The organism is Streptomyces sp. NPDC059247 (assembly GCF_042754005.1).
Lineage (GTDB): Bacteria > Actinomycetota > Actinomycetes > Streptomycetales > Streptomycetaceae > Streptomyces.
Genome location: NZ_JBHYZW010000006.1, coordinates 314,409 through 337,963 on the forward strand (window position 1 = coordinate 314,409; position 23,555 = coordinate 337,963).

24 protein-coding genes are annotated in these 23,555 nt (G+C 73.2%); 10 read left to right on the forward strand and 14 right to left on the reverse strand.

Translation table 11 applies throughout. The features are described 5' to 3' along the window. Positions 1 to 237: 237 nt before the first annotated feature. Positions 238 to 1,788, reverse strand: coding sequence for a FadD3 family acyl-CoA ligase (locus ACFXGN_RS14915; protein WP_384858581.1), 1,551 nt, complete (start codon positions 1,786 to 1,788; stop codon positions 238 to 240). A 121-nt stretch (positions 1,789 to 1,909) separates the two neighbouring features. Between ACFXGN_RS14915 and ACFXGN_RS14920 the strand changes: the two genes are divergently transcribed. The 3 genes from ACFXGN_RS14920 to ACFXGN_RS14930 are packed head-to-tail and all read left to right on the forward strand — an operon-like array spanning position 1,910 to position 4,257. Next, a complete protein-coding gene (locus tag ACFXGN_RS14920) occupies positions 1,910 to 3,052 on the forward strand; it encodes a lipid-transfer protein (RefSeq protein ID WP_384858341.1) in 1,143 nt (380 codons plus the stop codon). A gap of 6 nt (positions 3,053 to 3,058) precedes the next feature. Beyond that, positions 3,059 to 3,484 carry an OB-fold domain-containing protein gene (locus tag ACFXGN_RS14925; RefSeq protein WP_366443160.1) on the forward strand — a complete coding sequence of 142 codons (426 nt, stop codon included), beginning with the start codon at positions 3,059 to 3,061 and terminating at the stop codon, positions 3,482 to 3,484. Continuing rightward, on the forward strand, positions 3,481 to 4,257 hold the full coding sequence (locus tag ACFXGN_RS14930; RefSeq protein ID WP_384858343.1) for an enoyl-CoA hydratase/isomerase family protein: 777 nt from the start codon (positions 3,481 to 3,483) through the stop codon (positions 4,255 to 4,257). Before ACFXGN_RS14925 ends, ACFXGN_RS14930 begins: the two co-directional genes overlap by 4 nt. 167 nt (positions 4,258 to 4,424) lie before the next feature. Here ACFXGN_RS14930 and ACFXGN_RS14935 read toward each other — a convergent pair whose 3' ends face one another. After that, the gene (locus tag ACFXGN_RS14935; protein WP_384858346.1) at positions 4,425 to 4,973 is read right to left on the reverse strand and encodes a hypothetical protein; all 549 of its coding nucleotides are present in this window, start codon (positions 4,971 to 4,973) and stop codon (positions 4,425 to 4,427) included. Between the two features lie 121 nt (positions 4,974 to 5,094). Between ACFXGN_RS14935 and ACFXGN_RS14940 the strand changes: the two genes are divergently transcribed. Then, positions 5,095 to 5,694, forward strand: coding sequence for a hypothetical protein (locus ACFXGN_RS14940; protein ID WP_384858349.1), 600 nt, complete (start codon positions 5,095 to 5,097; stop codon positions 5,692 to 5,694). 74 nt (positions 5,695 to 5,768) lie between these two features. Here the strand turns inward: ACFXGN_RS14940 and ACFXGN_RS14945 are convergent, their stop codons facing one another. Then, positions 5,769 to 8,213: a PQQ-binding-like beta-propeller repeat protein gene (locus ACFXGN_RS14945; RefSeq protein ID WP_384858351.1), complete on the reverse strand. Its 2,445-nt coding sequence runs from the start codon at positions 8,211 to 8,213 to the stop codon at positions 5,769 to 5,771. Between the two features lie 215 nt (positions 8,214 to 8,428). Beyond that, a complete protein-coding gene (locus tag ACFXGN_RS14950) occupies positions 8,429 to 9,223 on the reverse strand; it encodes a VOC family protein (RefSeq protein WP_384858353.1) in 795 nt (264 codons plus the stop codon). 498 nt (positions 9,224 to 9,721) lie between these two features. On the opposite strand from ACFXGN_RS14950, the gene ACFXGN_RS14955 reads away from it, so the two are divergent. Continuing rightward, entirely contained in the window at positions 9,722 to 10,369 is a 648-nt protein-coding gene (locus ACFXGN_RS14955; RefSeq protein ID WP_351789525.1) for a TetR family transcriptional regulator, read from the forward strand. 111 nt (positions 10,370 to 10,480) lie between these two features. On the opposite strand, the gene ACFXGN_RS14960 is transcribed toward ACFXGN_RS14955, so the two are convergent. Continuing rightward, on the reverse strand, positions 10,481 to 11,152 hold the full coding sequence (locus ACFXGN_RS14960) for a DUF4097 family beta strand repeat-containing protein (RefSeq protein ID WP_384858356.1): 672 nt from the start codon (positions 11,150 to 11,152) through the stop codon (positions 10,481 to 10,483). 226 nt (positions 11,153 to 11,378) lie between these two features. On the opposite strand from ACFXGN_RS14960, the gene ACFXGN_RS14965 reads away from it, so the two are divergent. Continuing rightward, on the forward strand, positions 11,379 to 12,278 hold the full coding sequence (locus ACFXGN_RS14965) for a helix-turn-helix domain-containing protein (protein WP_384858359.1): 900 nt from the start codon (positions 11,379 to 11,381) through the stop codon (positions 12,276 to 12,278). A 69-nt stretch (positions 12,279 to 12,347) separates the two neighbouring features. Here ACFXGN_RS14965 and ACFXGN_RS14970 read toward each other — a convergent pair whose 3' ends face one another. Next, on the reverse strand, positions 12,348 to 12,830 hold the full coding sequence (locus tag ACFXGN_RS14970) for a nitroreductase family deazaflavin-dependent oxidoreductase (protein ID WP_384858584.1): 483 nt from the start codon (positions 12,828 to 12,830) through the stop codon (positions 12,348 to 12,350). Between the two features lie 9 nt (positions 12,831 to 12,839). Further along, entirely contained in the window at positions 12,840 to 14,141 is a 1,302-nt protein-coding gene (locus tag ACFXGN_RS14975) for an acyl-CoA dehydrogenase family protein (protein ID WP_384858361.1), read from the reverse strand. A gap of 105 nt (positions 14,142 to 14,246) precedes the next feature. Between ACFXGN_RS14975 and ACFXGN_RS14980 the strand changes: the two genes are divergently transcribed. Then, positions 14,247 to 15,410, forward strand: coding sequence for an acetyl-CoA acetyltransferase (locus ACFXGN_RS14980; RefSeq protein ID WP_384858363.1), 1,164 nt, complete (start codon positions 14,247 to 14,249; stop codon positions 15,408 to 15,410). A 177-nt stretch (positions 15,411 to 15,587) separates the two neighbouring features. Further along, positions 15,588 to 16,241, forward strand: a complete 654-nt coding sequence (locus ACFXGN_RS14985; protein ID WP_384858366.1) for a pyridoxal 5'-phosphate synthase — start codon at positions 15,588 to 15,590, stop codon at positions 16,239 to 16,241. Between the two features lie 106 nt (positions 16,242 to 16,347). Here ACFXGN_RS14985 and ACFXGN_RS14990 read toward each other — a convergent pair whose 3' ends face one another. The 3 genes from ACFXGN_RS14990 to ACFXGN_RS15000 all read right to left on the reverse strand — a co-directional run bounded on the left by ACFXGN_RS14990 (position 16,348) and on the right by ACFXGN_RS15000 (position 19,095). Continuing rightward, the gene (locus tag ACFXGN_RS14990; protein WP_384858369.1) at positions 16,348 to 17,694 is read right to left on the reverse strand and encodes a dicarboxylate/amino acid:cation symporter; all 1,347 of its coding nucleotides are present in this window, start codon (positions 17,692 to 17,694) and stop codon (positions 16,348 to 16,350) included. 440 nt (positions 17,695 to 18,134) lie between these two features. Continuing rightward, positions 18,135 to 18,401, reverse strand: a complete 267-nt coding sequence (locus tag ACFXGN_RS14995) for a DUF4229 domain-containing protein (RefSeq protein WP_384858372.1) — start codon at positions 18,399 to 18,401, stop codon at positions 18,135 to 18,137. A gap of 133 nt (positions 18,402 to 18,534) precedes the next feature. Continuing rightward, positions 18,535 to 19,095 (reverse strand): hypothetical protein, encoded by a 561-nt coding sequence (locus tag ACFXGN_RS15000; RefSeq protein WP_384858375.1) that lies wholly within the window; start codon positions 19,093 to 19,095, stop codon positions 18,535 to 18,537. 156 nt (positions 19,096 to 19,251) lie between these two features. On the opposite strand from ACFXGN_RS15000, the gene ACFXGN_RS15005 reads away from it, so the two are divergent. Beyond that, complete coding sequence (locus ACFXGN_RS15005; RefSeq protein WP_384858378.1) at positions 19,252 to 19,785, forward strand: GNAT family N-acetyltransferase; 534 nt, start codon at positions 19,252 to 19,254, stop codon at positions 19,783 to 19,785. 218 nt (positions 19,786 to 20,003) lie between these two features. Here ACFXGN_RS15005 and mqnE read toward each other — a convergent pair whose 3' ends face one another. Together mqnE and ACFXGN_RS15015 are read right to left on the reverse strand one after the other, a co-directional pair. Continuing rightward, entirely contained in the window at positions 20,004 to 21,167 is a 1,164-nt protein-coding gene (gene mqnE, locus ACFXGN_RS15010; RefSeq protein ID WP_351789496.1) for an aminofutalosine synthase MqnE, read from the reverse strand. A gap of 53 nt (positions 21,168 to 21,220) precedes the next feature. Then, on the reverse strand, positions 21,221 to 21,676 hold the full coding sequence (locus ACFXGN_RS15015; protein ID WP_351789492.1) for an Lrp/AsnC family transcriptional regulator: 456 nt from the start codon (positions 21,674 to 21,676) through the stop codon (positions 21,221 to 21,223). A gap of 122 nt (positions 21,677 to 21,798) precedes the next feature. Here ACFXGN_RS15015 and ACFXGN_RS15020 point away from each other — a divergent pair, with 122 nt between their 5' ends. Then, entirely contained in the window at positions 21,799 to 21,924 is a 126-nt protein-coding gene (locus tag ACFXGN_RS15020; RefSeq protein WP_384858589.1) for a hypothetical protein, read from the forward strand. On the opposite strand, the gene ACFXGN_RS15025 is transcribed toward ACFXGN_RS15020, so the two are convergent. Both ACFXGN_RS15025 and mqnP read right to left on the reverse strand, forming a co-directional pair. After that, positions 21,925 to 22,608, reverse strand: coding sequence for a UbiX family flavin prenyltransferase (locus ACFXGN_RS15025; protein ID WP_384858383.1), 684 nt, complete (start codon positions 22,606 to 22,608; stop codon positions 21,925 to 21,927). It lies immediately after the preceding gene. A gap of 32 nt (positions 22,609 to 22,640) precedes the next feature. Further along, entirely contained in the window at positions 22,641 to 23,543 is a 903-nt protein-coding gene (gene mqnP, locus ACFXGN_RS15030) for a menaquinone biosynthesis prenyltransferase MqnP (protein WP_384858385.1), read from the reverse strand. Positions 23,544 to 23,555: the final 12 nt, after the last annotated feature.

Genomic DNA, 23,555 nt, shown 5'->3' on the forward strand with positions numbered 1-23,555 from the left:
GGCGGCGACTTCGGGGGAGCTGCCGGGGCCGACCATGGAGGTCCGGTCGACGGGGGAGCACACGGGCCCGGGGGACGCCCGGGACGGAACCAGGGGGGATCCGTCCGGGCAGGGCCCGTGCGCAACGCGATCGGACCACCGCACAGGAGGGGCCGGGCATCAGCCCGGCCCCTCCGGCGTGCGCCCCGGACTCCGGCCCGCCCCTTCCGCGCGCGCTCCCGGGTCCCGCCCGGTCCGTCAGGAACGGCCCCGGCCGCGCAGTTCGCCCTTGAGGACCTTGCCGCCGGCGTTCCTCGGGAGTTCGGGGAGGAACTCGACCTCCCTGGGGACCTTGTAGTTCGCCATCTCGCGGCGGGCCCAGGCGATCAGGTCGTCGGCGGTGACCCGGGCGCCGGGGCGGCGGACCGCGTAGGCCTTGCCGACCTCGCCGAGCCTCGGGTCGGGGACGCCGACGACGGCGACGTCCGCGATGTCCGGATGGAGGCCGAGGAGCTGTTCGATCTCGGCCGGATAGGCGTTGAACCCGCCGACGATGTACATGTCCTTGAGGCGGTCGGTGATCCGCAGGTTGCCCGCCTCGTCGAGGACCCCGACGTCCCCGGTCCGCAGCCAGCCCTCCGCGTCGACCGCCGCCGCCGTCGCCTCCTCGTCCTCGAAGTAGCCGCGCATCACGTGGTGGCCCCTGACGAGGATCTCGCCGGTCTCGGAGAGCCGCAGTTCGGTGCCGGGGATGGGACGGCCCGAGGTGGTGGCGACGGTCTCGTCGGGGTCGTCGCGGCGGCACATGGTGACGATGCCGCTGGCCTCGGAGAGGCCGTACGCGGTGAGGACCGTGGAGATGCCCAGCTCGGACCGGAGCCGTTCGACGAGGAGGAGCGGGACGACGGCGGCGCCGGTGACGACGAGCCGGAGCGACGACAGGTCGTGGGCGGCGCGGGCCGGGTGGTCCAGGAGGGACTGGTGCAGGGTGGGCGGGCCCGGCAGGACGGTGACGCGTTCGGTGGCGATGTGGGCGAGGACCGTGTCGACGGTGAAGACGGGCTGCGGGACGATCACCGCGCCCCGCATCAGACAGGCGAGGATGCCCGCCTTGTAGCCGAAGGTGTGAAAGAAGGGGTTGACCACGAGGTAGCGGTCGCCCTCGCGGAGTCCGGCGAGTTCGGACCAGATCGCGTAGCAGCGCAGGCTCTGGGCGTGGCTGATGACCGCGCCCTTGGGGCGGCCGGTGGTGCCGGAGGTGTAGATGATGTCGGAGGGGGCCTGCGGGTCGATCGCGGCGATCCGTTCGTGGACCCGGGCGGCCGGGACGGCGTCGCCCTCGGCGAGGAACTCCTTCCAGGTGGTCCACTCCTCGGGCGCGCTGTCGCCGAGGACGACGACCCGCTCCAGATCGGGCAGGTCGACGCCGGAGCGGCGCAGCGAGGCCACGTAGGAGGTGCCGAGGAAGGTGCCGGTGACGAAGAGCAGCCGGGCCCGCGAGCGCTGGAGGACGGAGGCGGCCTCGGCGCCCTTGAAGCGGGTGTTGAGGGGGACGAGGACGGCTCCGGCGGTGACCGCGCCGAGTGCGGAGACGATCCAGTCCAGGGTGTTGGGGGCCCAGACCGCGACCCGGTCCCCGGCGCGTATGCCGGTGGCGAGGCAGGCGGCGGCGGCCCGTTCGACGCGTTCGCCCAGCTCGGCGTAGCTGACGCGGACGCGTCCTTCGACGACGGCCTCCCGGGTCCCGTACCGCTCCGCCGCCGCCCGGACGAGTCCGGGGATCGTGCCCCACTCCAGATCTCCGCGCATCTCCACCTCCACCGTTCCCATGAGCACCGTTCCCGTCAGCGCTTCCCTGTGAGCTGACTGTTCGTCAGATTAGTTGTAACCTGACGCGCTGTCAGCAGCACTGCCACATGGGGAGGTTGCCTTGCTCAAGGACGCCACGGCCATCGTCGGGATCGGACAGACCGCCTTCGCGAAACAGCTTCCCGAGACGGAACGGGCCCTCGCCTGCCGGGCGATCCTCGCGGCCCTCGACGACGCCGGGATCGATCCCTCCGAGGTGGACGCCTTCGCCTCGTACACGATGGAGGAGACCGACGAGGTGGACGTCGCCAAGTCCATCGGCGCCGGGGACGTCACCTTCTTCTCCAAGGTCGGCTACGGCGGCGGCGGTTCCTGCGCCACCGTCGGCCACCTCGCCGCCGCCGTCGCCTCCGGGCAGGCGAGCGTCGGCGTGGCCTGGCGGTCCCGGAAGCGGGGCAGCGGACCCCGCCCCTGGAAGAACACCGCCGTCCAGCTCCCCACCCCCGGCCAGTGGACCCGCCCCTTCGGGCTGCTCCGCCCCGCCGACGAGATCGGGATGCTCGCCCGCCGCTACATGCACGAGTACGGCGCCACCCGCGACCACCTCTTCAACGTGGCCCTGGCCTGCCGCAACCGCGCCAACCAGAACCCCGACGCGATCATGTACGAACGGCCGCTCACCCGGGAGATGTACATGACCTCCCGCTGGATCAGCGAGCCCCTCTGTCTCTTCGACAACTGCCTGGAGACCGACGGCGCCCTCGCCTGCGTGGTCGTCAGCGCCGAACGGGCCCGCGACTGCCGCCAGAAGCCGGTGTACGTCCACTCCGCCGCGCAGGGCCTGCCCGCCCAGCACCACGGCATGGTCAACTACTGGAACGACGACCCGCTCTCCGGACCCGCCTGGACCGCCGCCCGGCACCTGTGGAAGAACGCCGACTTCGGCCCCCAGGACGTGGACGTCGCCCAGATCTACGACGCCTTCACCCCCCTCGTCCCGCTCTCCCTGGAGGGCTACGGCTTCTGCGGGCGCGGCGAGGGGGCGGCCTTCACCGAGGGCGGCGCCCTGGAGATCGGCGGCCGGCTCCCCGTGAACACCGGCGGCGGCGGCCTCTCCGAGGCGTACGTGCACGGCTTCAACCTCATCAACGAGGGCGTGAAGCAGCTCAGGGGCGTCTCCACCGCCCAGGTCCCGGACGCCGCCACCTGCCTGGTCACGGCGGGCGAGGGCGTCCCCACATCGGCGATCCTGCTGAGGAGCTGAGAGAAGATGCTGACACCTGTCGTCGACGAGGACGGCGCCCCCTTCTGGGAGTACGCCGCCCGGGGCGAACTGCGAATCCAGTCCTGCGCCGACTGCGGCGAGCTGCGCTTCCCGCCCCGCCCCTGCTGCCCGCACTGCCGGTCCTTCGCGAGCGAGTGGCGGCTGATGTCCGGACGCGGCCGGATCTGGTCGTACGTGCTGCCGCACCCGCCCCTGCTGCCCGAGTACGCGGCCCAGGCCCCGTACAACGCGGTCCTCGTGGAGCTGGCCGACGCCCCCCGCGTCCGGCTCGTCGGGAACGTGGTCGCCGCCCCCGACGCCCCGCTGAACTCGGTCGACCCGGCGCGGCTGCGCATCGGCGCGCCCGTCCGGGTGGCCTTCACCCCGCTCGACGGGCTCGCCGTCCCCCGCTGGCTCCTGGAGCGCGGATGAGCGTCCGCGTCGAGCGGGACGAGCGGACCGGGGTCGCGGTCGTCACCCTCGACCGGCCGGACCGGCACAACGCGATCACCCTGGGGATGGCCCGTGAACTCGCCGCCGTCTGGCGGGCGTTCCGGTACGAGGACGAGGTCCGCGCGATCGTCGTCACCGGGGCCGGCGGGCGGGCCTTCAGCACCGGCGTCGACCGTACGGACGCCGGGAACGTGCCCCAGCCCTCCTCCCCGTACACGATCGACGACCCCCTCCTCACGATCGGGCCCAAGGCGAACGACCTGTGGAAGCCGGTGGTCGCCGCCGTCGAGGGGATGGCCTGCGGCGGGGCCTTCTACCTGCTCGGCGAGGCGGAGTTCCTGATCGCCGGGGAGGACGCGTCCTTCTTCGACCCGCACACCACCTACGGGATGGTCAGCGCCTTCGAGACCGTCCACATGGCGCTGCGGATGCCGCACGGGGAAGCCGCCCGGATGGCCCTGATGGGCGGCGCGGAACGGATCTCGGCCCGGCGGGCGTACGAGACCGGGCTCGTCTCCGAACTGACCCCGCCCGGCGGGGCGCTCGACGCCGCCCGCCGGGCCGCCGCCGTCATCGCCGCCCATCCGACGGAGGCCGTCCAGGGCACGGTGCGGGCCCTGTGGTCCGTCCAGGAGGGCGCCAGGTCCCGGGCCCTGGCGCACGCCCCGCACCTGGTCTCCCTGGGGAACCTGCCCCCGCGACGGCAGGCGGAGCTGTTCGGCCGCAGGACGGAGGGACACCGGCTCCGGTGACGGGAGCGGGTCGGCCGCTGGTGGGGCGGTGAGCCGGGTGGGGCAGGTGGGGCCCGTGAGCCGGGTGGGCTCGGTCAGCCCTGTGAGCCGGGTGGGCCCGGTGGAGCCCGTGGGCCCGGTCCGGCCGGGTCCTCCGGCCCCGCCCCCGCCCCGGCGGGGGCCCGTTCCTAGCGCTCCACCCGTACGTCGTACACCCAGCAGTTCTCCACCCGGTCGACGGCCCCCGGGTTCCGCATCGGGACCTCGAAGCGCTTCTTCCGGCCGCCCTCCACCGTGACGAGCGTCTCCACCGAGTCCACCGCCGAGCCCGAGGCGCCCTTGAACTCCAGGGTCACCCGGAAGGTCTCGGTGTCCCCCTCCTTCGAGGTGATCTCCAGGGTCGCCGTGGTGTCAGCCCGCCGGGCGGGCTTCCCCTTGCCCTTCCTCCGCTCGGGGTCCACGCAGTCCACGACCACGACCTCGGCCGTCGCGCGGGACGGGGTGGGGGTCGGCGCCGTGGTGCGCGGGCCGGAGCCCCCGTAGTCGTCGTTGCTCTTCTCGTCGCTGGAGCAGCCGCCGCCCGAGTCGTCGTCCGAGGAGTGACCGCCTCCCGACGAGTGGCCGCCGCCCCCGCTCCTGCTCTTCCCGCCGCCCCCGCCGGTGCTGGTCTGGAACCCGGTCAGCGCGAGCACCACCACCGTGAGCGTCGCCGCGAGCTTCAGCCGTGTGCGTACCATTTCCCGCTCCCCCGTTGCCTGTCGTGTCCGCGCCACCCTAGGGGACGGGCCGCGTGGCGGGCCTCACCCACCCGGCGTAGCGTCGGGAGCGAGAGCCGTCCCCCCGAAGGAGGCCGCCACGATGATCCGCAACGTCATCGGCTCGGTCCTGGCTCTCGCCGGAGCGACGGCCGCCGTCTGGAGCCCCTTCCGTGCCTGGTACGACGGCCGTCACGGGCGTGACTACGCGATCGGCGACCTGTTCGGCGGCATCACCGACGGCAGGCCCGACGTGCTCGCCTCGATCCTGCTGCCGTTCCTCTTCGCCGCCCTGCTCACCCTGTTCGGCGTGGTCCTGCGCTCCCGGGCGCTGGTGGCCGTCGCCGGGCTCGTCGTCCTCGGCTTCACGGTCCTGTGGATGGTGCGGGTCGGACAGGCCGAGGGCAGCCTGGTGATCTCGGGCGACGGACGGGGACTCGGCGACGGCGTGGCGAACGCCCTCGGCGGCGGGGTCCTGCTGCTGCTGGGCGCGCTCGTGATGTCGGGCCGGTCCCGCCGCCGCACCGCCCCGCGCCGGAAGTCCCCGCCGGAGCGGCCCGCGCCGTCCGCCGGACCGCCGCCGGACGCCACCGCCGGGACGCCGGACGAGCACCCCACGGCCTCGACGCCGTACGCGGCGACCCGCACCTTCGACGTACCGCCGCCGGAGCCCGCGCGCGAGGACCCGCCCCCGAGGACCTGACCCCTGGGGGCCGCTCCCCGGACGGCGGGTCCGTGGATCTCTTCCTGCGGGCGGGTCCGCAGACCGCTCCGCCCCTACCGCGCGCCGGGTCCCCGGCCCGTGGCCGTTCCCTTGACCGCGTCGAGCGCGTACACGCAGCGGTCCTTGCTGCACGCGTAGACGACCCCGCCCCTGGCCACCGGCGAGCCGGTGATCTCGCCGCCGGTCGCCAGCTTCCAGCGCAACTGCCCGCCGCTCGCGTCCAGGGTGTAGAGGACGTGGTCGGCGGAGCCGAAGTGCACCCGGCCGTCGGCGACGACCGGCGAGCCGACCAGTTCGCCGCCCGCCGCGAACCGCCAGCGGGGCGTGCCGGTGACCGCGTCGAGCGTGTAGAGCGCGCTGCCGCTGCCGACGTGCACATTGCCGTCGGCGACGAGCACCGGTTCGGCCGACTGGCGCGGCTCGGTCGCGATCCGCCAGCGGTCCTGGCCGGTGGCGGCGTCGATCGCGTACACCGTGCCGAGGTGGTCGGAGAGGTACACCCCGCCGCCGGTGACCGCCGGTCCCGGCGCGAAGGCCGGTGGCGAGAGGAAGACGGCGGGCGCCTCGAAGTGCCAGCGGACGTGACCGGAGGCGATGTCGATCGCCAGGACCCGGGTCCCGGCGGCCACGTACACCCGGCCGTCCTCGGCCGGGGCGATCCTGACCGGCACGTTGGCGCAGGAGGCGGCGTCACCGACGGGGTACGACCAGCGCTCCGTGCCGGTCCGGGCGTCGAGGGCCTGGAGCCGGGCGTCCCGCCACACGTAGACGGTGTCGCCGTGCACGGCGGGCCCGGCCTCCGGGGTCTCGAAGTCGGTCTGCGCGCCGGTGATCTCCCACAGCTTGGCGCCGTTGGACGCCTCCCAGCCCTGCACCCCGCCGCCGCGCGTACCGGTGACGACGGTGCCCCGGTCCACCTGGAGCGAGTACACCCAGGCGTCCGTGCGCAGCCGCCAGCGCTCGCCGCCGTCGGTGGCGTCCAGCGCGTACAGGGTGGGCCCGTCGGAGGCGTGGATACGGCCTGCGGCCACCGCCATCGACCAGGCCACGTCCCGGGTCTTGAACTGGCGGCGTCCGCTCCCGGTGTCCAGCGCGTGCACCTCGAAGGAGGTCACGTACAGCAGGTCGCCGTCGACGACGGGCGTGCCCCACACGTCGTTCGACATGCGGAAGCGCCAGGGCCGCCAGTGGCCGGGCTCCGCCGGGGCGGGGTCGGCGCCCTGCGCGGGGACGCCGACCGGGCGGGCGCCGGGCGGCGGGCCGGGCTCCCCCGCGTACGAGCCGTGGTCCGCGCCGTGCGGGCCGCCGCCCGGCGGGCGGATCCAGCCGGTGGCCGGGCCCGCGTCGGCGCTCCGGCCGACGGCCAGCGCGGCCCGGGTGTCCGCGACCCGGGGGCCGGGTCCGATCGGCACGGTCGCGCCGCCCAGCCGTACCGGGCCCCCGGCGCTCTCGGCGCGTCCGGCGTGCCGTCCGCCGCCGACCGGCGCGGCCCCCGGGCGGCGGCCCGCGTCGGGCGCGGGCTCCGGGAAGCGGGGGTCGCCCGGCGGGCGGGGCGGCGGCGGGGGCGTGCGGCGCGGGACCGGCGGCGCGGCGGGGGCCTGGCGGCCACCGCCCCTGCGGGTCTCGATCATGGCGGTGGCGCTGTGCGGCAGCCAGGCCGAGGCGGTGCCGCTGTCGTCGCTGCCGGGGCCGAAGAGGTGCGGGGCCAGTTGGGCCTGGAGGTCGGCCGGGGTGGGCCTGCGGGTGACGTCCGTCTGCATACAGGACTCGATGAGGGGCCGCAGCTCCTCGGGCAGGCCCTCCAGGTCGGGGCCCTCGCGGAGCAGCATGAAGACGGTCTCGACCGGATTGGCGCCGTGGTAGGGCGCGTGGCCGGTGGCGGCGAAGACCAGCATCGAGCCCAGCGAGAAGACGTCGCTGGCGCCGGTGACGCTGCGCGAGTCGCGGGCCTGCTCGGGCGACATGTAGGCGGGGGTGCCCACGGCGACGTTGGTCATGGTCAGACGGGTGTTGGAGACCCCGGACGCGATGCCGAAGTCGATCACCCGGGGGCCGTCCTCGACGACGAGGACGTTGGAGGGCTTGAGGTCCCGGTGGACCAGTCCCGCGCCGTGGATGGACTGGAGGGCCTCGGCGACTCCCGCGGCCAGCCAGCGCACGGCCTGCGCCGGGAGGGGCCCGCACTCGTTCACTATCTCTTCGAGGGAGGGCGCGGGGACGTAGGCGGTCGCCAGCCAGGGCACGGCGGCCCTCGGGTCGGCGTCGACGACGGCGGCCGTGTAGAAGCCGGAGACCGCCCGCGCGGCCTCCACCTCACGGGTGAAGCGGACCCGGAACAGCTGGTCCTCCGCGAGCTCCGTGCGCACGGTCTTGATCGCCACGCGACGGCCCGAGGCCGAGCGCGCGAGATAGACCAGGCCCATTCCGCCCGCGCCGAGCCGGCCCAGCACCTCGAAGGGCCCGATGCGTCTCGGGTCGTGCTGCGTCAGCTGGTCCACTTGCCTGCCACCTCCCCGTACGGGCCATGAGGGTACGGCCCCGTGGCCCTGATTCTTCCTGTCCGAGGGCCCGGTGGCGAACCCGGGGGCGGATCGGGGTGTCACGTGTCGCGGCGGGTGTCACCGGCCGTGCGGCGGACCGGGTGGCCGGGGGCGGGCGGTGGGGGACGGAGCGGGACTTCAGGGGCGGAGCGCGGGGGGCGGAGCGGGTGGGATCAGGGCGTACCGGACGGCTCGCGCGGTGCGGCGAGGACCGCGAACCGGGCGCCCTGGTCGTCGTGGAGGACGGCGACGCGGCCGTGCGGGGTGTCGGAGGGCGGGACGGCGATCCGGCCGCCGAGCCGGACGGTGGTGGCGCAGGCCTCGTCGCAGTCGCGGACGGCGAAGTGGACGAGGACGTGGCCGGGGAGTTCGGCGGGGAAGTCGTCGGTGAGGACGGCCCGCCCGCCGAAGGCGCCGCCGTCGCCGGGGCGGGCTCCGGGCGGGGACCAGACGCGGTAGTCGAAGCCGGGTTCCCGGCCCTCCTCGCGGGCGTCGGCCTGGCGGCCGAGGTAGCCGAAGACACCGGCGTAGAAGGTGTCGACGGCGTCGGGGCGGCGGGTGTACACCTCCATCCAGCGGAAGGTGCCGGGGGCGCCGGTGGCCCAGGAGCCGTCGTCGTCGCCCTGCTGGCGGAGGCCGAAGACGGCGCCGCCGGGGTCGGCGGCCAGCGCGAGGACGCCGAAGGGGCCCACGGGGTAGGGCTCCATGACCATCCGTCCGCCCGCCGCCCTGATCCGGGTGGCGAGGGTCCCCGCGTCCGGGGTGGCGAGGTAGAGGGTCCAGGTGGTGGGCATCCGGCCGTCGCGCTTGGGCAGGAGCCCGGCGACCGGGCGCCCGTCGAGGAGGGCCTCGCCCGGTCCGGGGCCGAAGGTCCAGCCGAACAGCCCGCCGTAGAAGCGTTTGCCCGCTTCCAGGTCGGGGAGCTGTGCGTCCACCCAGCAGGGGGTGCCCTCGGTGCGTACGGCCATGGGGACACGCTAGGGCCGTGGGAGCGGTCCCGCACCCCTCAAAATCCGAACAAAATAGCGATTTTCCGGCGTACAACCCTTGGGGCGCTTGAGTTGTCCACCGAAGTTTTCCACAGGCTGTTCATAAGCCTGTTCGGGTACGGGGTTCCCGCGGGCGCCTCCTCCGGGCACCCGGGCCCTGGGCGGGCCCGCGACCGGAGCCGGGGGCCGGAGCCGGAGCAGGGGGCCGGAGCCGGGGGCCGGACTCCGCCCGCGCCTCACCCGTACGCCGCCCGCCCTCTGCCCGCACTCGGCCCGTACGCCGTCCGCACTCCACCCGTACTCCACCCGCTCTCCGCCCGTACGCCGTCCCGGACTGGCGAGATCCCGCCCCTCCCCGCTGTAGGGGCCCCGGCCCGGACACCCGCGCCGACCTCGTAGAACACGGACGCCGTAGGGGTCCACCCCATTTGCAGTCGGCCGAATCGCGCGCCGACACCCCCTCGGTAAGCTGACGGCATGACAGGACAAGTACGCACCGTCGACGGCCGCGTGGCCGGACGACGCGGCCAGGCGACGCGGCAGAAGCTGCTCGACTGCCTCGGCGAGATGCTCAGCTCCTCGCCGTACCGGGACGTCAAGGTCATCGATGTGGCCCGGAAGGCGGGCACTTCGCCCGCGACGTTCTACCAGTACTTCCCGGACGTCGAGGGCGCGGTCCTCGAGATCGCGGAGGAAATGGCCAAGGAGGGAGCCGGGTTGACCGAGCTGGTCTCCGGCCGCTCCTGGGTCGGCAAGGCCGCCTGGCAGACCTCGGAGGACCTGGTCGAGGGCTTCCTGGACTTCTGGCGCAGGCACGACGCGATCCTCCGGGTCGTCGACCTCGGTGCCGCTGAGGGCGACAAGCGGTTCTACAAGATCCGCATGAAGATCCTGAACTCGGTCACCAACTCCCTGACGGACTCGGTGAAGGAGCTCCAGGCCAAGGGCAAGGTCGACAAGGAAGTCAGTCCCGCCGCCATGGCGGGCTCCCTGGTCGCCATGCTCGCCGCGGTCGCGGGCCACCAGAAGGGCTTCACCACCTGGGGTGTGAAGCAGGCCGAACTCAAGCCGAACCTGGCCCTGTTGGTCCATCTGGGCATCACCGGCAAGAAGCCGACCAGATAACCCCGGCCCCTCCTCCCCCGTCCTGTCGTCGACGCCGACGGCGGCCCGCCCCCACGGACCGCCGTCGGCGTCGCCGTCTCCGGGCGGGGCCGGGCCGGGCACGCCTGACGCCTACAGGCTGCGGGCGGTGATGTCGCCGTAGGAGGTGGTGGCGCGGACCACGAGACCGGCGGCGGCGCCGTCGGCGTTGCGGAGCGCGTTGTGGACCCGGCCGTGGGCGGTACCGGCGTCCAGGACGGCGGAGACGCCCCGGGCCGTGCCGATCTCGATCTCGCCGTACGCGGTGTCCAGCACGACCGTGCCGCGCTCGGCGGCGGCGACCCGGAGGTCGCCCTTGCTCGTACGGATCTCGGCCGAGCCGCCGAGACGGCCGACCGTGATGTCACCGTCCTGGAGGACGAGCCGCGCGTCCCCGGCCTCGTCGAGCTTGACGGTGCCCCGCGCGCCCTCGAAGGTGACGTCCCCGAGCCGTCCCACGCCCCGGAGTTCGGCGGCGGCGGCCTTCGCCTCGACATGGGAGCCGGCCGGGAGCTGGACGGTCACCTCGACGGAGCCGGAGGCGCCGAGGACCCGGCGCCCGCCCTCCGGGACGACGATCCGCAGGACGCCGTCCGCGTAGCCGACCTCGGCCAGTTCGGCGGCCTTCACGTCGCGGCTCTCGGCGGCGTTCGCGGGGCGGACCTCGACCGTGGTGTCGGTCCGGTCGGCGGCGATGAGGCGGATGCGCCCGGCGGGGACGTGGAGGACGGCGGTGACGGCGGTGGGGGTGTTGAACTCCTGCATGACGCTCTCCCTTGGTGTTTGTTTCCGATGAGAGAAAGCTACGTTGCGTTCACTGATCCAGCAACACTCTTGTTGCACTCATTCATCATTCTCGCAGGTCAGATGCAATAAATCGTTGCAACGAACCAGAATCTAACGCAACAACCCTCCCCCACTCGTTGCAATGAAGTGAAGGTGAACGCTAGGCTGGGGGCATCACGCGGCACACAGCACGAAGGAGACAGGGATGCCGGGCGGCAGGCTCACCCAGCAAGAACGTCAACGGATCGCCCTCGGCCTCGCCGACGGCCTCCCCTACGCGGAGATCGCCCGGCGGCTCGACCGCCCCACCTCGACGGTCACCCGCGAGGTCATGCGCAACGGCGGACCCGCCGGATACCGCGCCGACCTCGCCCACCGCGCCACCGAGCAGCGCGCCCACCGGAGCGGGCGGACCGCGTCCCGGCCGACCGCCCCGGCGCCCCAGCCGCACGGGCGGGACGCCGGGGCGGTGCGCGCGTACGAGGAGGTGTTCACGACCGTCCTCATGCAGTCGGGAATGCCGCAGATGACCGCCCGGGTGATGGCCGCCATCTGCCTCGCCGACAGCGGCAGCCTCACCGCGGCCGAGCTGGTCCAGCACCTCGGGGTCAGCCCCGCGTCCGTCTCCAAGGCCATCGCGTTCCTGGACTCCCAGGGGTTTGTCACCCGGGAGCGCGACGAGCGCCGCCGCGAGCGGTACGTCGTGGACGACGACGTCTGGTACCGGTCGATGATGGCCAGCGCCCGCTCGACCGCGCACATCTCCGAGACCGCGCGGGAGGGTGCCGGGGTCTTCGGCCCCGGCACCCCGGCGGGCGCCCGGCTGGAGAACATCGCCCGGTTCCTCGACTTCGTCTCGGAGAGCATCGCCCGCGCGGCGGAACAGGCCCGCGCCGTCCTCCACGCGAAGCCGTCCCCGGGAGCAGCACCGGACGCCCCTCCGCCCCCGGGGGCCCCGGACGCCCCGGAGACCCCGGACGCCTCAGGGGACCCGGAGGTCCTGGAAGCCCCGGCGGCCTCAGGAACCTCAGGGCTCTCGGAAGCCCCGCCCGTCCCGGGCACGCCCGGCCCCCCGGACGGCTCAGGAGCCCGGCCCGCCTCCTGACACCTCGGAGGTCCCGGCAGCCCGGTCCTCGGCTCCCGGCTCCCCGCGCCCCCCGTCCCACGCCCGTCGTCAGACGTCCGTCGTCCTCCGGGCCAGCCGGAAGAGTCTGATCTCGCGTTCCACCCGGGCCTGGTAGGTGGCGTACGGCGGCCAGAAGTCCAGGGCCGCCCGCCAGGCGACCGCCCGTTCCTCCCCCGTCAGGAGTTCCGCGCGGACGGGCACGTCCTCGCCCCGCCAGTTCACCTCGACGTCCGGGTGGGCGAGCAGATTGGCCGTCCAGGACGGGTGCCCCGGGCGGCCGAAGTTGGAGCCGACGAGCAGCCAGCGCCCGTCCGGCTCGGGCACGCAGGCGAGCGGGGTGACCCGGGGCAGCCCGCTGCGGGCACCCCGCGCGGTGAGCACGACCCCGGGCAGCATCCGCGCGCTGAGCAGCACCTTCCCCCGGGTCAGCCGGTGCACGGCCTTGTCCATCGCGGGCACGACGTGCGGGCCGATCCGGGCGAAGGCCCGGGTCGACGACACCTTCTGCATGATGCTGCGCCCCATCGACATCTCGGGCATCTACACCGCCTCCCCGAACAGTCCGGTCCGTTCCGCCGCCCGCGCGCGCAGCCGCCGCACGGGCCCGAAGAGCAGTTCGTCGGAAGCGGCCCGTTTGAAGTAGAGGTGCGCCTCGTGCTCCCAGGTGAAGCCGATGCCGCCGTGCAGCTGGAGCGACTCCCCGGCGGTGGCCCGCAGCGCCTCCAGGGCGTGGGCGAGGGCGAGCGGTCCGCTCTCGGGCCCGGGTCCCGGCTCGCGGGCGGCGCAGTGGGTGAGCGAGCGGGCGGCCTCGATCCGCACGTACAGGTCGGCGAGGCGGTGCTTGACGGCCTGGAAGGAGCCGACGGGCCGCCCGAACTGCTCGCGCGCGCCGACATGGGCGACGGTCCGGTCGAGGGCCTCGCGGGCGGCGCCGACGGCTTCGGCGGCGATCATCACGGCGGCGGTCCTGCCGGTGGCGGCGAGGGCGCCGAGGACGTCGGCCGGTTCCTCGCCGAGGAGTTCGGCGGGGGTGTCCCGGAACTGCACGGTGGCCTGGGCGCGGGTGAGGTCCAGGGTGGGCGTCCGCGTCCTGACCAGCCCGGGGGCGGGTGCGCCGGGCTCGTCCCGTACGAGGAGGAGCAGGGTGCGGCTGCGGGCGAAGCCGCCGGTGTGGGCGGCGACGAGGAGCAGTCCCGCGCTGTGGCCGTCGACGACCTGGGCGGCCTCGCCGTACAGCCGCCAGCCGCGCCCGCCGCCGCCTCCGTCCCCGCCGCCCCCCGTGGCACCGTCGGCCTCGGCCTCGGCCTCGGCCGCGGTGACCGGCCGGGCCTGGACCCCGCCCGCGCGCCCGCCGCCGGACCAGCTCTCGGCGGTGTTGTCGCCGGTCAGGCCGAGGGCGAGCGCGAGGGCCGTACCGGGGACGGCGAGGGCGCAGGTCAGGCCGCCGTCGGCGAGGCGCGGAAGGAGCGCGGCGCGCTGGGCGGGGGTGCCCAGCGCGGTGAGCAGGGGGGCGGTGAGGACGCTGGTGGCGAGGAGCGGGGAAGGGGCGAGCGCCCGGCCGGTCTCCTCGCAGACGAGGGCGAGTTCGGCGGGGCCGCAGCCGACGCCGCCGTACTCCTCGGGGAGGGCGAGCCCGGCGAGGCCGAGGGTCCGGGCCATCCGGGCCCAGAGCCCGGGGTCGTACCCCTGGGGGGTGGCGGTGGCCGCGCGGTTCTCCCGTGGTCCGGCCCGTTCGGCGAGCAGGTCCCGCAGGGTGCGCCGGATCTCCCGCTGCTCCTCGGTGAGCGGGGCGGCGGGCGAGGTGGTTCCGGCGGCGGGCGGTGCGCTGTCGGCGGCGTCCATGGGGCTCCCTCCGTTTCTGACGGTGCGTCATGCTAGGCCGGTGGGGGGCCGGTTGCCAGAGATGCGCCGGTCCCGATCGAGAGAATCTGATGTACCGTCAGATCCATGTCCTCCCTCACGCACAGCGCCCGCCGCGTGGCCGTCGTCGGCGTCGCCCTCTCCGACGGGGGCCGGGTCGACGAGGCCACCCCGTACGCGCTGCACGCCCAGGCCGCCCGCCGGGCCCTCGCGGACAGCGGGCTCGACCGCTCGCTGATCGACGGCCTGGCCTCGGCGGGACTCGGCACCCTCGCGCCGGTCGAGGTCGCCGAGTACCTGGGGCTGCGGCCCCGCTGGGTGGACTCGACCTCCGTGGGCGGCGCCACCTGGGAGGTGATGGCCGCGCACGCCGCCGACGCCATCGCCGCCGGGCACGCCAACGCGGTGCTGCTCGTGTACGGCTCCACCGCGCGCGCCGACATCCGGGCCCGGCGGCGCACCTCGAACCTCTCGTTCGGGGCGCGCGGACCGCTCCAGTTCGAGGTCCCCTACGGACACACCCTGATCGCCAAGTACGCGATGGCCGCGCGCCGCCATATGCACCAGTACGGGACCACCCTGGAACAGCTGGCCGAGGTCGCCGTACGGACCAGGGCGAACGCGGTGCTCAACCCGGAGGCGATGTTCCGCGAGCCGATCACCGTCGACGACGTGCTGTCCGGGCCGATGATCGCGGACCCGTTCACCAAACTGCACTGCTGTCTGCGCAGCGACGGCGGCTGCGCGGTGCTGCTGGTCGCCGAGGAGTACGTACGGGACTGCCGCACCGCCCCGGTCTGGGTCCTGGGGACGGGCGAGCACGTCTCGCACACCACGATGTCGGAGTGGGAGGACTTCACGGTCTCCCCGGCGGCGGTCAGCGGGCGGCTCGCCTTCGAGCGGGCGGGCGTGACCCCGGCGGACATCGACCTCGCCGAGGTCTACGACGCCTTCACCTACATGACCCTGGTGACCCTGGAGGACCTGGGCTTCTGCGCGAAGGGCGAGGGCGGGCCATTCGTCCAGGAGAAGGACCGGCTGCCGGTGAACACGGACGGCGGCGGGCTCTCGGCCTGCCACCCGGGGATGCGCGGGCTGTTCCTGCTGGTGGAGGCGGTACGGCAGTTGCGCGGGGAGGCGCCGGGACTCCAGGTGCGGCGGCCGGACGGCTCCCTGCCGGAGCTGGCGGTGGCCTCGGGGACGGGCGGCTGGTTCTGCTCCTCGGGCACGGTGGTCCTGGGCCGCGACTGAGGCCCCGGGCGACGGGCGTACGGGCGCGCGAGGGCGTACGAGGGCGTACCGACCCCCCTACGGGCCACCCGTACGGCCAGGCGCGGCACACCGGTCGGGCACACCGGGCGGGGACACCGGGCGGGCACACCGGGCGCACCCGGCGGGAAAGCCCGCCGCGCGCCCTACCGTGGCCCCATGAACGACTTCCACGACGCGCTGCGCTCCCTGAGGGTCTGGGACACCGAACTGCCCGCCTTCGCACCCGAGGACGCCCCGCCCGAGCCGCTCGCCCTCTTCCACGACTGGTTCACGGCGGCGGTCGCGGCGGGCCAGAGCGAACCGCACACCCTCTCCCTGGCGACCGCGGACACCGAAGGCCGCCCCGACGTGCGGACGGTGATGCTGCACGACGCCGACGCGCGCGGCTGGCACTTCGCCTCGCACGCCACCAGCGCCAAGGGCCGCCAGCTCGCGGCGCGCCCCGAGGCCGCGCTCGGCTTCTACTGGCCGGTCCAGGGCCGCCAGGTCCGGGTCAGGGGCCGGGTCGTCACCGGCACCCCCGAGGAGGCGTACGAGGATCTGCACGCCCGCACCACCGGCGCCCTGGCGGCGGCCCTGGTGGGCAGGCAGAGCGAGGTCCTGGACTCCCCCGAGACCCTCGCGGAGGCGAGCGGGGCGGCCTGGCGACGGGCGGAGACGGACCCGTCCGCCGCCGTCCCGACCTGGACCCTCTACGTCGTCGAGCCGTCCGAGGTCGAGTTCTTCCAGGGCGACGCCGCCCGCCGCCACCTCCGGCTGCGCTACCACCGCACCCCCGACGGCTGGACCCGCGAACTCCTGTGGCCGTGAGCCCTCAGGGAAACCCGCGTGCCCCCCGCCCGGACAGGGGGCGGGGGGCACGCGGGTGCGGGGGCGGGACCGTACCGGGCCATGGGCCCGGCGGGACCGGGCCGGGTCAGGCGGCGGCCGGGACCGCGACCTTCTGCTCGGCCTCGCGGACGTCGACCAGCTCGTCGATCGGGGACGCCGAGGCGTTCTCGTACGCCGTGTGGTCGAGGATCTTCTCGCGGGCGGCGACGATCACCGGGACGAGCGCCTGGCCGGCGACGTTGGTGGCGGTGCGCATCATGTCGAGGATCGGGTCGATCGCCATGAGCAGGCCGACGCCCTCCAGCGGGAGGCCCAGGGTGGAGAGGGTCAGGGTCAGCATGACAGTGGCGCCGGTCAGACCGGCGGTGGCCGCCGAGCCGATCACGGAGACGAAGGCGATCAGCAGGTAGTCGCCGATGCCGAGCTGCACGTCGAAGATCTGCGCGATGAAGATCGCGGCGAGCGCCGGGTAGATCGCGGCGCAGCCGTCCATCTTGGTGGTGGCGCCGAACGGGACGGCGAAGGAGGCGTACTCCTTCGGGACGCCGAGGCGCTCGGTGACCTTCTGGGTGACCGGCATGGTGCCGACCGAGGAGCGGGAGACGAAGGCCAGCTGGATGGCGGGCCAGGCGCCCTTGAAGAAGTGCAGCGGGTTGACCTTGGCGACCGTCGCGAGCAGCAGCGGGTAGACGCCGAAGAGGACCAGGGCGCAGCCGATGTAGACGTCGGCGGTGAAGGTCGCGTACTTGCCGATCAGCTCCCAGCCGTAGTCGGCGATGGCGAAGCCGATGAGGCCGACGGTGCCGAGCGGGGCGAGCCGGATGACCCACCACAGGGCCTTCTGCAGCAGTTCGAGGATCGACTCGGAGAGGGTGAGGATCGGCTTGGCGCGGTCGCCCAGCTTGAGGGCGGCGATGCCCGCGACGGCGGCCATGAAGACGATCTGGAGCACGTTCAGCTCGGTGAACGGGGTGATGACGTCCGTCGGGATGATCCCGGTCAGGAAGTCGATCCAGGAGCCCTCGCGCTTGGGCAGCTTGCCGTCCTGCGGGGTGAGGCCGGTGCCCGCGCCCGGGTTGGTGATCAGACCGATGGCGAGGCCGATGGCCACCGCGATCAGCGAGGTGATCATGAACCAGAGCAGGGTGCGGGTGGCGAGCCTGGCGGCGTTGTTCACCTTCCGCAGGTTGGTGATCGAGACCAGGATCGCGAAGAAGACGAGCGGGGCGACGGCCAGCTTGAGCAGCTGGACGAAGATGTCGCCGATCTGGCCGAGGGTCTCCTTGAGCCAGGAGACGTCCTGGCTGCGGGCCAGCCAGCCGAGCAGGACGCCGAGGACCAGACCGGCGATGATCTGGGCCCAGAAGGGGACCTTCGGTATACGGGAGGAAGTCGGGGACTTCGTCTCGGGCGTGGTCGCGGACGCGGACACGGGCACACTCCACAGGTGCGTATGCGGGGCGATACGGGGACGGGGGTGCGGCACAGACGCTCTCGCGCGGGCCGCCGCATGATGCCGGGTCAGAGCTCGCGGCAACAGACCGCGGACATACAGCGGCACAGATCGACGTGCAGGCGCGCCACGAGCGGGATGCCCGGGGCATGGGGAAGTCGCACTGCTGTCGTCATGTCGAACACGTTAACACTTGAACTTTGAGAACCTCAAAGCCCTTCTTTGGGGGAATCCGAGCCTCCGTCCGCCTCGGAAACGCAGAACACCCCAGGCGGGAGCCTGCGAAGCTCCTGCCCGGGGTGTCCGGGGGTCGTACGTGTCTGTGACGAACCTTACGTGGCCTTTATGGGGCGGAACCCCGCTCGGGCGCGGGGCGGACCCCGTCCGAGCGCGCGCCCCGGCGGATCCTAGAGCGCGTCCTAGAGCGCGTCCTCCTGGGACCGGTTGGCCGCGAGCCGGCCCTTGGCGCGGTCCACCTTGGCGACGACCTCGACGCTGGCCTGGTCCCGCACCTTGCGCAGGAGGACGAAGCTCAGCGGGGCGGAGATGACGATGGAGAGCATGAGGACCCAGAGCAGGTTCGAGTCGCCGAGACCGCGCGGCAGCGCGCCGACCAGGACGAGACCCCACAGGGCGAGGAAGCATCCGGCGAAGATGCCGAGCCGCATCAGCGTGTAGCGGAGCATGTCAGTCCACTCATCCGTTCCGAGGTTTCCGGGTTTCCGAGAGGTGCCCGGGACCCCATTGATACGGGGACGAGCGCCCCTCCAGTGAAGCACGGGGAGGGGCGCTCGCCGGGAGGGGGTCCCGGGACCGGGCTCAGATCAGCCAGCGGTGCTCGCGGACCAGCGGGAGCCGCGCCCAGCGTCCGCCGAGGCCGTAGTAGCTCCCGGCGCCGGTGGCGGCGGTGATCAGGAGGACCAGGGCGATCATCCAGTGGTCGTCCAGGAAGGGGTTGGCGCCGGGCCAGAGGGTGACGAGCCACATGAAGCCCATCATGAGCGTGCCCGAGACGGCGGCGACGCGCATCCCGATGCCGAGGATCATGGCGAGGCCGACGCCGAGCAGACCGAGCATGAAGAGGGTGTCGAGCCACCAGGCACCCGCGACCGAGTCGAAGACGTGGGCGAAGGGGCCGCTGGTGCCGTGCAGCAGGAAGCCCTCGGTGGGGTGCCCGCCGTTGATCCACGCCCCGGCCGACGGGGTGGCCCTGCCGAAGCCGAAGGTCTTGTCCAGGAAGGGCCAGAGGAAGTAGAAGCCGACGAGGACCCGGGCCGCCGCGAGGACCCCGCGGGCGAGGACCGAACGGACCAGGACGTCGTCCTGGCTGCCCGGGAGGTGGGCGCGGCGGGTGGGGCGCTGCGGCGCGTGGACAGCCATGACGGACCTTCTTCCATTCACGTCTCATATGCTTGTGAATACATTCACAAGCTACCCCCGCCGCTCACCACCCCTCCACCGCCGAAGGTCCCGAACCGGACGGCCCAAGGTCGGGAGCCCTTGAGGAGTGGATCAAGTAATAGCTAAGATGCGCTCATGACCCTTACTTTCGAGGTGGACCCGGCCATCGACCCCACCCTGCGCGACGGCGTGCTCTCCCTCTGGGCCGACGTCTCCAACGCGGGCGGGGCCGTCGGCTTCGTGGCCCCCGTCACCCCCGACGAGATCCGCCCCGCCCTGATCAGGCACCTCGTCGCGCTGGCCGAGGGCGGCACCCGGCTGCTCGTCGGCCGCGACGAGGACGGCGAGATCGCCGCCACCGCCTTCTTCACCTTCAACACCCACCCCCTGATGACCCACTGGGTGTGGCTCTACACGGTGATGGTCCACCCCCGGCACCAGGGCAAGGGGTACGGCCGTGACCTCATGGCCGCCGTCGAGCACACCGCGGGGACCGCCGAGGGCTTCGAGGCGATAGAGGCGATCCGGCTGACCTGCCGGGGCGGCACCGGCGTCGACGGCTTCTACGCCAGGTGCGGCTACAAGGAGGTCGGCCGCGTCCCCGGCGCGATCCGGGTGGCCCCCGGCGACGACCGCGACGACATCGTCATGCTGCTCCCGCTGCACTGACCCGCGCCGGGCGCCGGACGCGCGGAAGGGCCGGCGGGATCACTCCCACCGGCCCTTCCCCGATCACTCGGCCCTTCCCGACCGCCCGGCCCTTCCCCGGTCGCCCGGCCCTTCCCCGGTCGCCCGGGGCGCCCCGGTCCCGCGCGGTCGGCCCTTCCCGGACTCCGCGCGTCGGCCCTTCCCGGGCCCCGCGCGCCGCCGGTCCCGCGCGCCGCGCCTCAGACCCGCATCGCCTGCGGCGACTCGCGCCGGTCCGCGTCCGGGCCCGGGTACTCGCGGATGATCTCGTACCGGGTGTTCCGCTCGACCGGCCGGAAGCCCGCGTCCCGGATCAGCTCCAGCAGGTCCTCGCGGCCCAGCTTGTTCGGCGTGCCGTAGTTGTCGGCATCGTGGGTGATCTTGTACTCGACGACCGAGCCGTCCATGTCGTCGGCGCCGTGCTGGAGCGCGAGCTGCGCCGTCTGCACGCCGTGCATCACCCAGAAGACCTTGACGTGCGGCACGTTGTCGAAGAGCAGCCGGGAGACCGCGAAGGTCTTCAGCGCCTCGGCGCCGGTCGCCATCGTGGTGCGCGCCTGGAGCCTGTTGCGGATCTTGCCGTCCTGCATGTCCACGAAGTCGTGCTGGTAGCGCAGCGGGATGAAGACCTGGAAGCCGCCGGTCTCGTCCTGGAGCTCGCGCAGCCGCAGCACGTGGTCCACCCGGTGGCGGGGCTCCTCGATGTGCCCGTACAGCATGGTCGAGGGGGTCTTGAGCCCCTTCTCGTGGGCGAGCCGGTGGATCCGGGACCAGTCCTCCCAGTGGGTGCGGTGGTCCACGATGTGCTGCCGGACCTCCCAGTCGAAGATCTCGGCGCCGCCGCCGGTCAGCGACTCCAGACCGGCCTCGATCAGCTCGTCGAGGATGTCGGAGGCGGACATCCCGGAGATCGTCTCGAAGTGGTGGATCTCGGTGGCGGTGAAGGCCTTGAGGGAGACGTGCGGCAGGGCCTTCTTCAGCTCGGAGAGGGAGCGCGGGTAGTACCGCCAGGGCAGGTTGGGGTGCAGCCCGTTGACGATGTGCAGCTCGGTGAGGTTCTCGTTCTCCATCGCCTTCGCGAGGCGCACGGCCTCCTCGATGCGCATGGTGTACGCGTCCTTCTCGCCCGGCTTGCGCTGGAAGGAGCAGTAGGCGCAGGAGGCGGTGCAGACGTTGGTCATGTTCAGATGCCGGTTGACATTGAAGTGGACCACGTCGCCGTTCTTGCGGGTCCGGACCTCGTGGGCCAGCCCCCCGAGCCAGGCGAGGTCGTCGGACTCGTACAGGGCGATGCCGTCCTCACGGCTCAGCCGCTCACCGTCCCGGACCTTCTGCTCCAGCTCGCGCTTGAGCCCAGCGTCCATCTGAGGCCGCCTCCCTCTTCTCCTGAAATCAGACTCGGTCGTTCACCGTACTCTCAGCCCTCTTCGGGCAGCTCTCCGACCCGGTTCTCCCACTTCGTGGAGAGCACGATGGTGGTGCGGGTGCGGGAGACGCCCTTGGTGCCGCTGAGCCTGCGGATCGTCTTCTCCAGGCCGTCGACGTCGCTGACGCGCACCTTGAGCATGAAGGAGTCGTCGCCCGCGATGAACCAGCAGTCCTCGATCTCGGCGAGGTCCTTCAGACGGCGGGCCACGTCCTCGTGGTCGGCGGCGTCGGAGAGGGAGATGCCGATGAGGGCGGTGACGCCGAGGCCGAGCGAGGCGGCGGCGACGGTGGCGCGGTAGCCGGTGATGACCCCGGCCGCTTCGAGGCGGTTGATGCGGTCGGTGACGGAGGGGCCGGAGAGCCCGACGAGCCGGCCGAGCTCGGCGTACGAGGCACGTCCGTTCTCGCGCAGAGCCTGGATGAGCTGCCTGTCCACGGCGTCCATAGGGAAGAACCTTCCATTGTCCAGCGATACCGCGAGTTTAGGTGTAGAATCTAAGGTACACAGAGCAGAAGCCCTGTGAATCTTTCAGTAGATCAAAGACGATCTTTCAGGAGTGTGTCACCGTGTACACGATCGAGATGGCCTACGCCCGTATGCGCGAGCTGCAGGAGATGGCCAACCGCTCGCGTGCCCACCAGCGGTCCGCCGCCCCGAAGCGCGCCGAGCGGAAGCCCGGCAAGAAGCGCTGATCAGCCCCGGGGGGTGGCGCCACCGAGCTCACCCTCCCAACGGCGGTACAGCCGGTGCGGCACCCCTGCCGCGTCCAGCACCCGCCCGGCGACGAAGTCCACCAGATCCTGGATGTGCGTCGCCCCCGCGTAGAACGCCGGAGAGGCGGGCAGCACGATCGCGCCCGCCTCGTCCAGCGTCACCATGTGCCTGAGCGTCTGCCCGTTCAGCGGGGTCTCCCGCACCGCGACGACCAACGGCCGCCGCTCCTTCAGCGTCACGCTCGCGACCCGCTGCAGCAGGTCCTTCGAGAGCCCCAGTGCCACTCCCGCCACCGCGGCGGTCGAGGCGGGCACCACCAGCATCCCCTTCGCCGGGTACGAACCCGAGGACGGTCCCGCCGCCAGGTCCCCGGCCGCCCAGTACCGCACGTCGTCCAGCGCGCCGGGGACACCGGCGGCACCGAACGCGTCCGGCCTCCCGTCGGCGCCCCGCGCCAGCCACGCCGCCAGGTCCTCGCGCCAGTGCGCGTCCCGGAAGGGCAGCCCCGTCTCGTCGAGCAGCGTGAGCCGCGAGGCCCGCGACACGACCAGGTCGACGCTCTCCCCCGCCGCGAGGAGCCCCCGCAGCACGGCGGCGGCGTACGGCGTGCCCGACGCCCCGGAAACCCCCACGACCCACGGTGTGCGCTTGCCGTCGTTCATGCCGTCGAGCCTATCCGCCATCGGACCGGGAGCTACGGCGTCAGGCCGCGGACCAGCAGGTCCAGCAGGGCGCACACGAACAGGGTGATCCCGATGAAGCCGTTGGTCGTGAAGAACGCCCGGTTCAGCCGGGACATGTCGTGCGGCTTCACGATCGAGTGCTCGTAGCAGAAGGCCGCCGCCACGATCACCAGACCGGTCCAGAAGAACAGCCCGGCGCCGGTCGCCAGCGCGTACCAGACGAGCAGACCGGTGGTGAGGACCGCCGAGACGCGGGCGCCCCACAGCGCCGCCGGGACGCCGAAGCGGGCGGGCACCGACATCACGCCGTGCGCCCGGTCCGCCTGCACGTCCTGACAGGCGAAGATCAGGTCGAAGCCGCCGATCCAGACGCCCACCGCGAGGCCCAGGATCACCGCGTCCCAGGACCATTCGCCGGTCACCGCGAGCCAGGCTCCGACCGGCCCCATGGCCTGCGCCAGGCCGAGGATCGCGTGCGGGAAGTTCGTGAACCGCTTCCCGTACGGATAGACGACCATCGGGACGACCGCGAGCGGCGCGAGCGCCAGACAGAGCGGGTTCAGCAGGGCGGCGGCGCCGAGGAAGACGACGACCGCGATCCCCGCCCCGGTCCACGCGGACCGCACGGACACCGCGCCGGTCACCAGCTCACGGCCCGCCGTGCGCGGATTGCGCGCGTCGATCTCGCGGTCGATGATCCGGTTGCAGGCCATGGCGAAGGTCCGCAGGCCCACCATGCAGACGGTGACCAGGAACAGCGTCCACCAGTGGATGCTGCGGTCCAGCCGGTACATCGCGGTGAGCGAGGCGATGTAGGCGAAGGGCAGCGCGAAGACCGAGTGCTCGATCATCACGAGACGCAGGAAGGACCGCGTACGGCCCGGCTGCGCTCCGGGTACGGCGGCGGTGGTCACGGCCCGCACCCC

Excerpts from the sequence above, each read along its gene's own strand:
- ACFXGN_RS14965 (WP_384858359.1), top strand. The coding sequence starts at position 11,379 with ATGCCGGGCGGCAGGCTCACCCAGCAAGAACGTCAACGGATCGCCCTC.
- ACFXGN_RS14995 (WP_384858372.1), bottom strand. The coding sequence starts at position 18,401 with ATGCTCCGCTACACGCTGATGCGGCTCGGCATCTTCGCCGGATGCTTC.
- ACFXGN_RS14985 (WP_384858366.1), top strand. The coding sequence starts at position 15,588 with ATGAACGACTTCCACGACGCGCTGCGCTCCCTGAGGGTCTGGGACACC.
- mqnE (WP_351789496.1), bottom strand. The coding sequence starts at position 21,167 with ATGGACGCTGGGCTCAAGCGCGAGCTGGAGCAGAAGGTCCGGGACGGT.
- ACFXGN_RS14925 (WP_366443160.1), top strand. The coding sequence starts at position 3,059 with ATGCTGACACCTGTCGTCGACGAGGACGGCGCCCCCTTCTGGGAGTAC.
- ACFXGN_RS15000 (WP_384858375.1), bottom strand. The coding sequence starts at position 19,095 with ATGGCTGTCCACGCGCCGCAGCGCCCCACCCGCCGCGCCCACCTCCCG.
- ACFXGN_RS14955 (WP_351789525.1), top strand. The coding sequence starts at position 9,722 with ATGACAGGACAAGTACGCACCGTCGACGGCCGCGTGGCCGGACGACGC.
- ACFXGN_RS14960 (WP_384858356.1), bottom strand. The coding sequence starts at position 11,152 with ATGCAGGAGTTCAACACCCCCACCGCCGTCACCGCCGTCCTCCACGTC.
- ACFXGN_RS14975 (WP_384858361.1), bottom strand. The coding sequence starts at position 14,141 with ATGGACGCCGCCGACAGCGCACCGCCCGCCGCCGGAACCACCTCGCCC.
- ACFXGN_RS15025 (WP_384858383.1), bottom strand. The coding sequence starts at position 22,608 with ATGAACGACGGCAAGCGCACACCGTGGGTCGTGGGGGTTTCCGGGGCG.
- ACFXGN_RS14930 (WP_384858343.1), top strand. The coding sequence starts at position 3,481 with ATGAGCGTCCGCGTCGAGCGGGACGAGCGGACCGGGGTCGCGGTCGTC.
- ACFXGN_RS15005 (WP_384858378.1), top strand. The coding sequence starts at position 19,252 with ATGACCCTTACTTTCGAGGTGGACCCGGCCATCGACCCCACCCTGCGC.
- ACFXGN_RS15015 (WP_351789492.1), bottom strand. The coding sequence starts at position 21,676 with ATGGACGCCGTGGACAGGCAGCTCATCCAGGCTCTGCGCGAGAACGGA.
- ACFXGN_RS14980 (WP_384858363.1), top strand. The coding sequence starts at position 14,247 with ATGTCCTCCCTCACGCACAGCGCCCGCCGCGTGGCCGTCGTCGGCGTC.
- ACFXGN_RS14935 (WP_384858346.1), bottom strand. The coding sequence starts at position 4,973 with ATGGTACGCACACGGCTGAAGCTCGCGGCGACGCTCACGGTGGTGGTG.
- ACFXGN_RS14915 (WP_384858581.1), bottom strand. The coding sequence starts at position 1,788 with ATGCGCGGAGATCTGGAGTGGGGCACGATCCCCGGACTCGTCCGGGCG.
- ACFXGN_RS14940 (WP_384858349.1), top strand. The coding sequence starts at position 5,095 with ATGATCCGCAACGTCATCGGCTCGGTCCTGGCTCTCGCCGGAGCGACG.
- ACFXGN_RS14970 (WP_384858584.1), bottom strand. The coding sequence starts at position 12,830 with ATGTCGATGGGGCGCAGCATCATGCAGAAGGTGTCGTCGACCCGGGCC.
- ACFXGN_RS14950 (WP_384858353.1), bottom strand. The coding sequence starts at position 9,223 with ATGGCCGTACGCACCGAGGGCACCCCCTGCTGGGTGGACGCACAGCTC.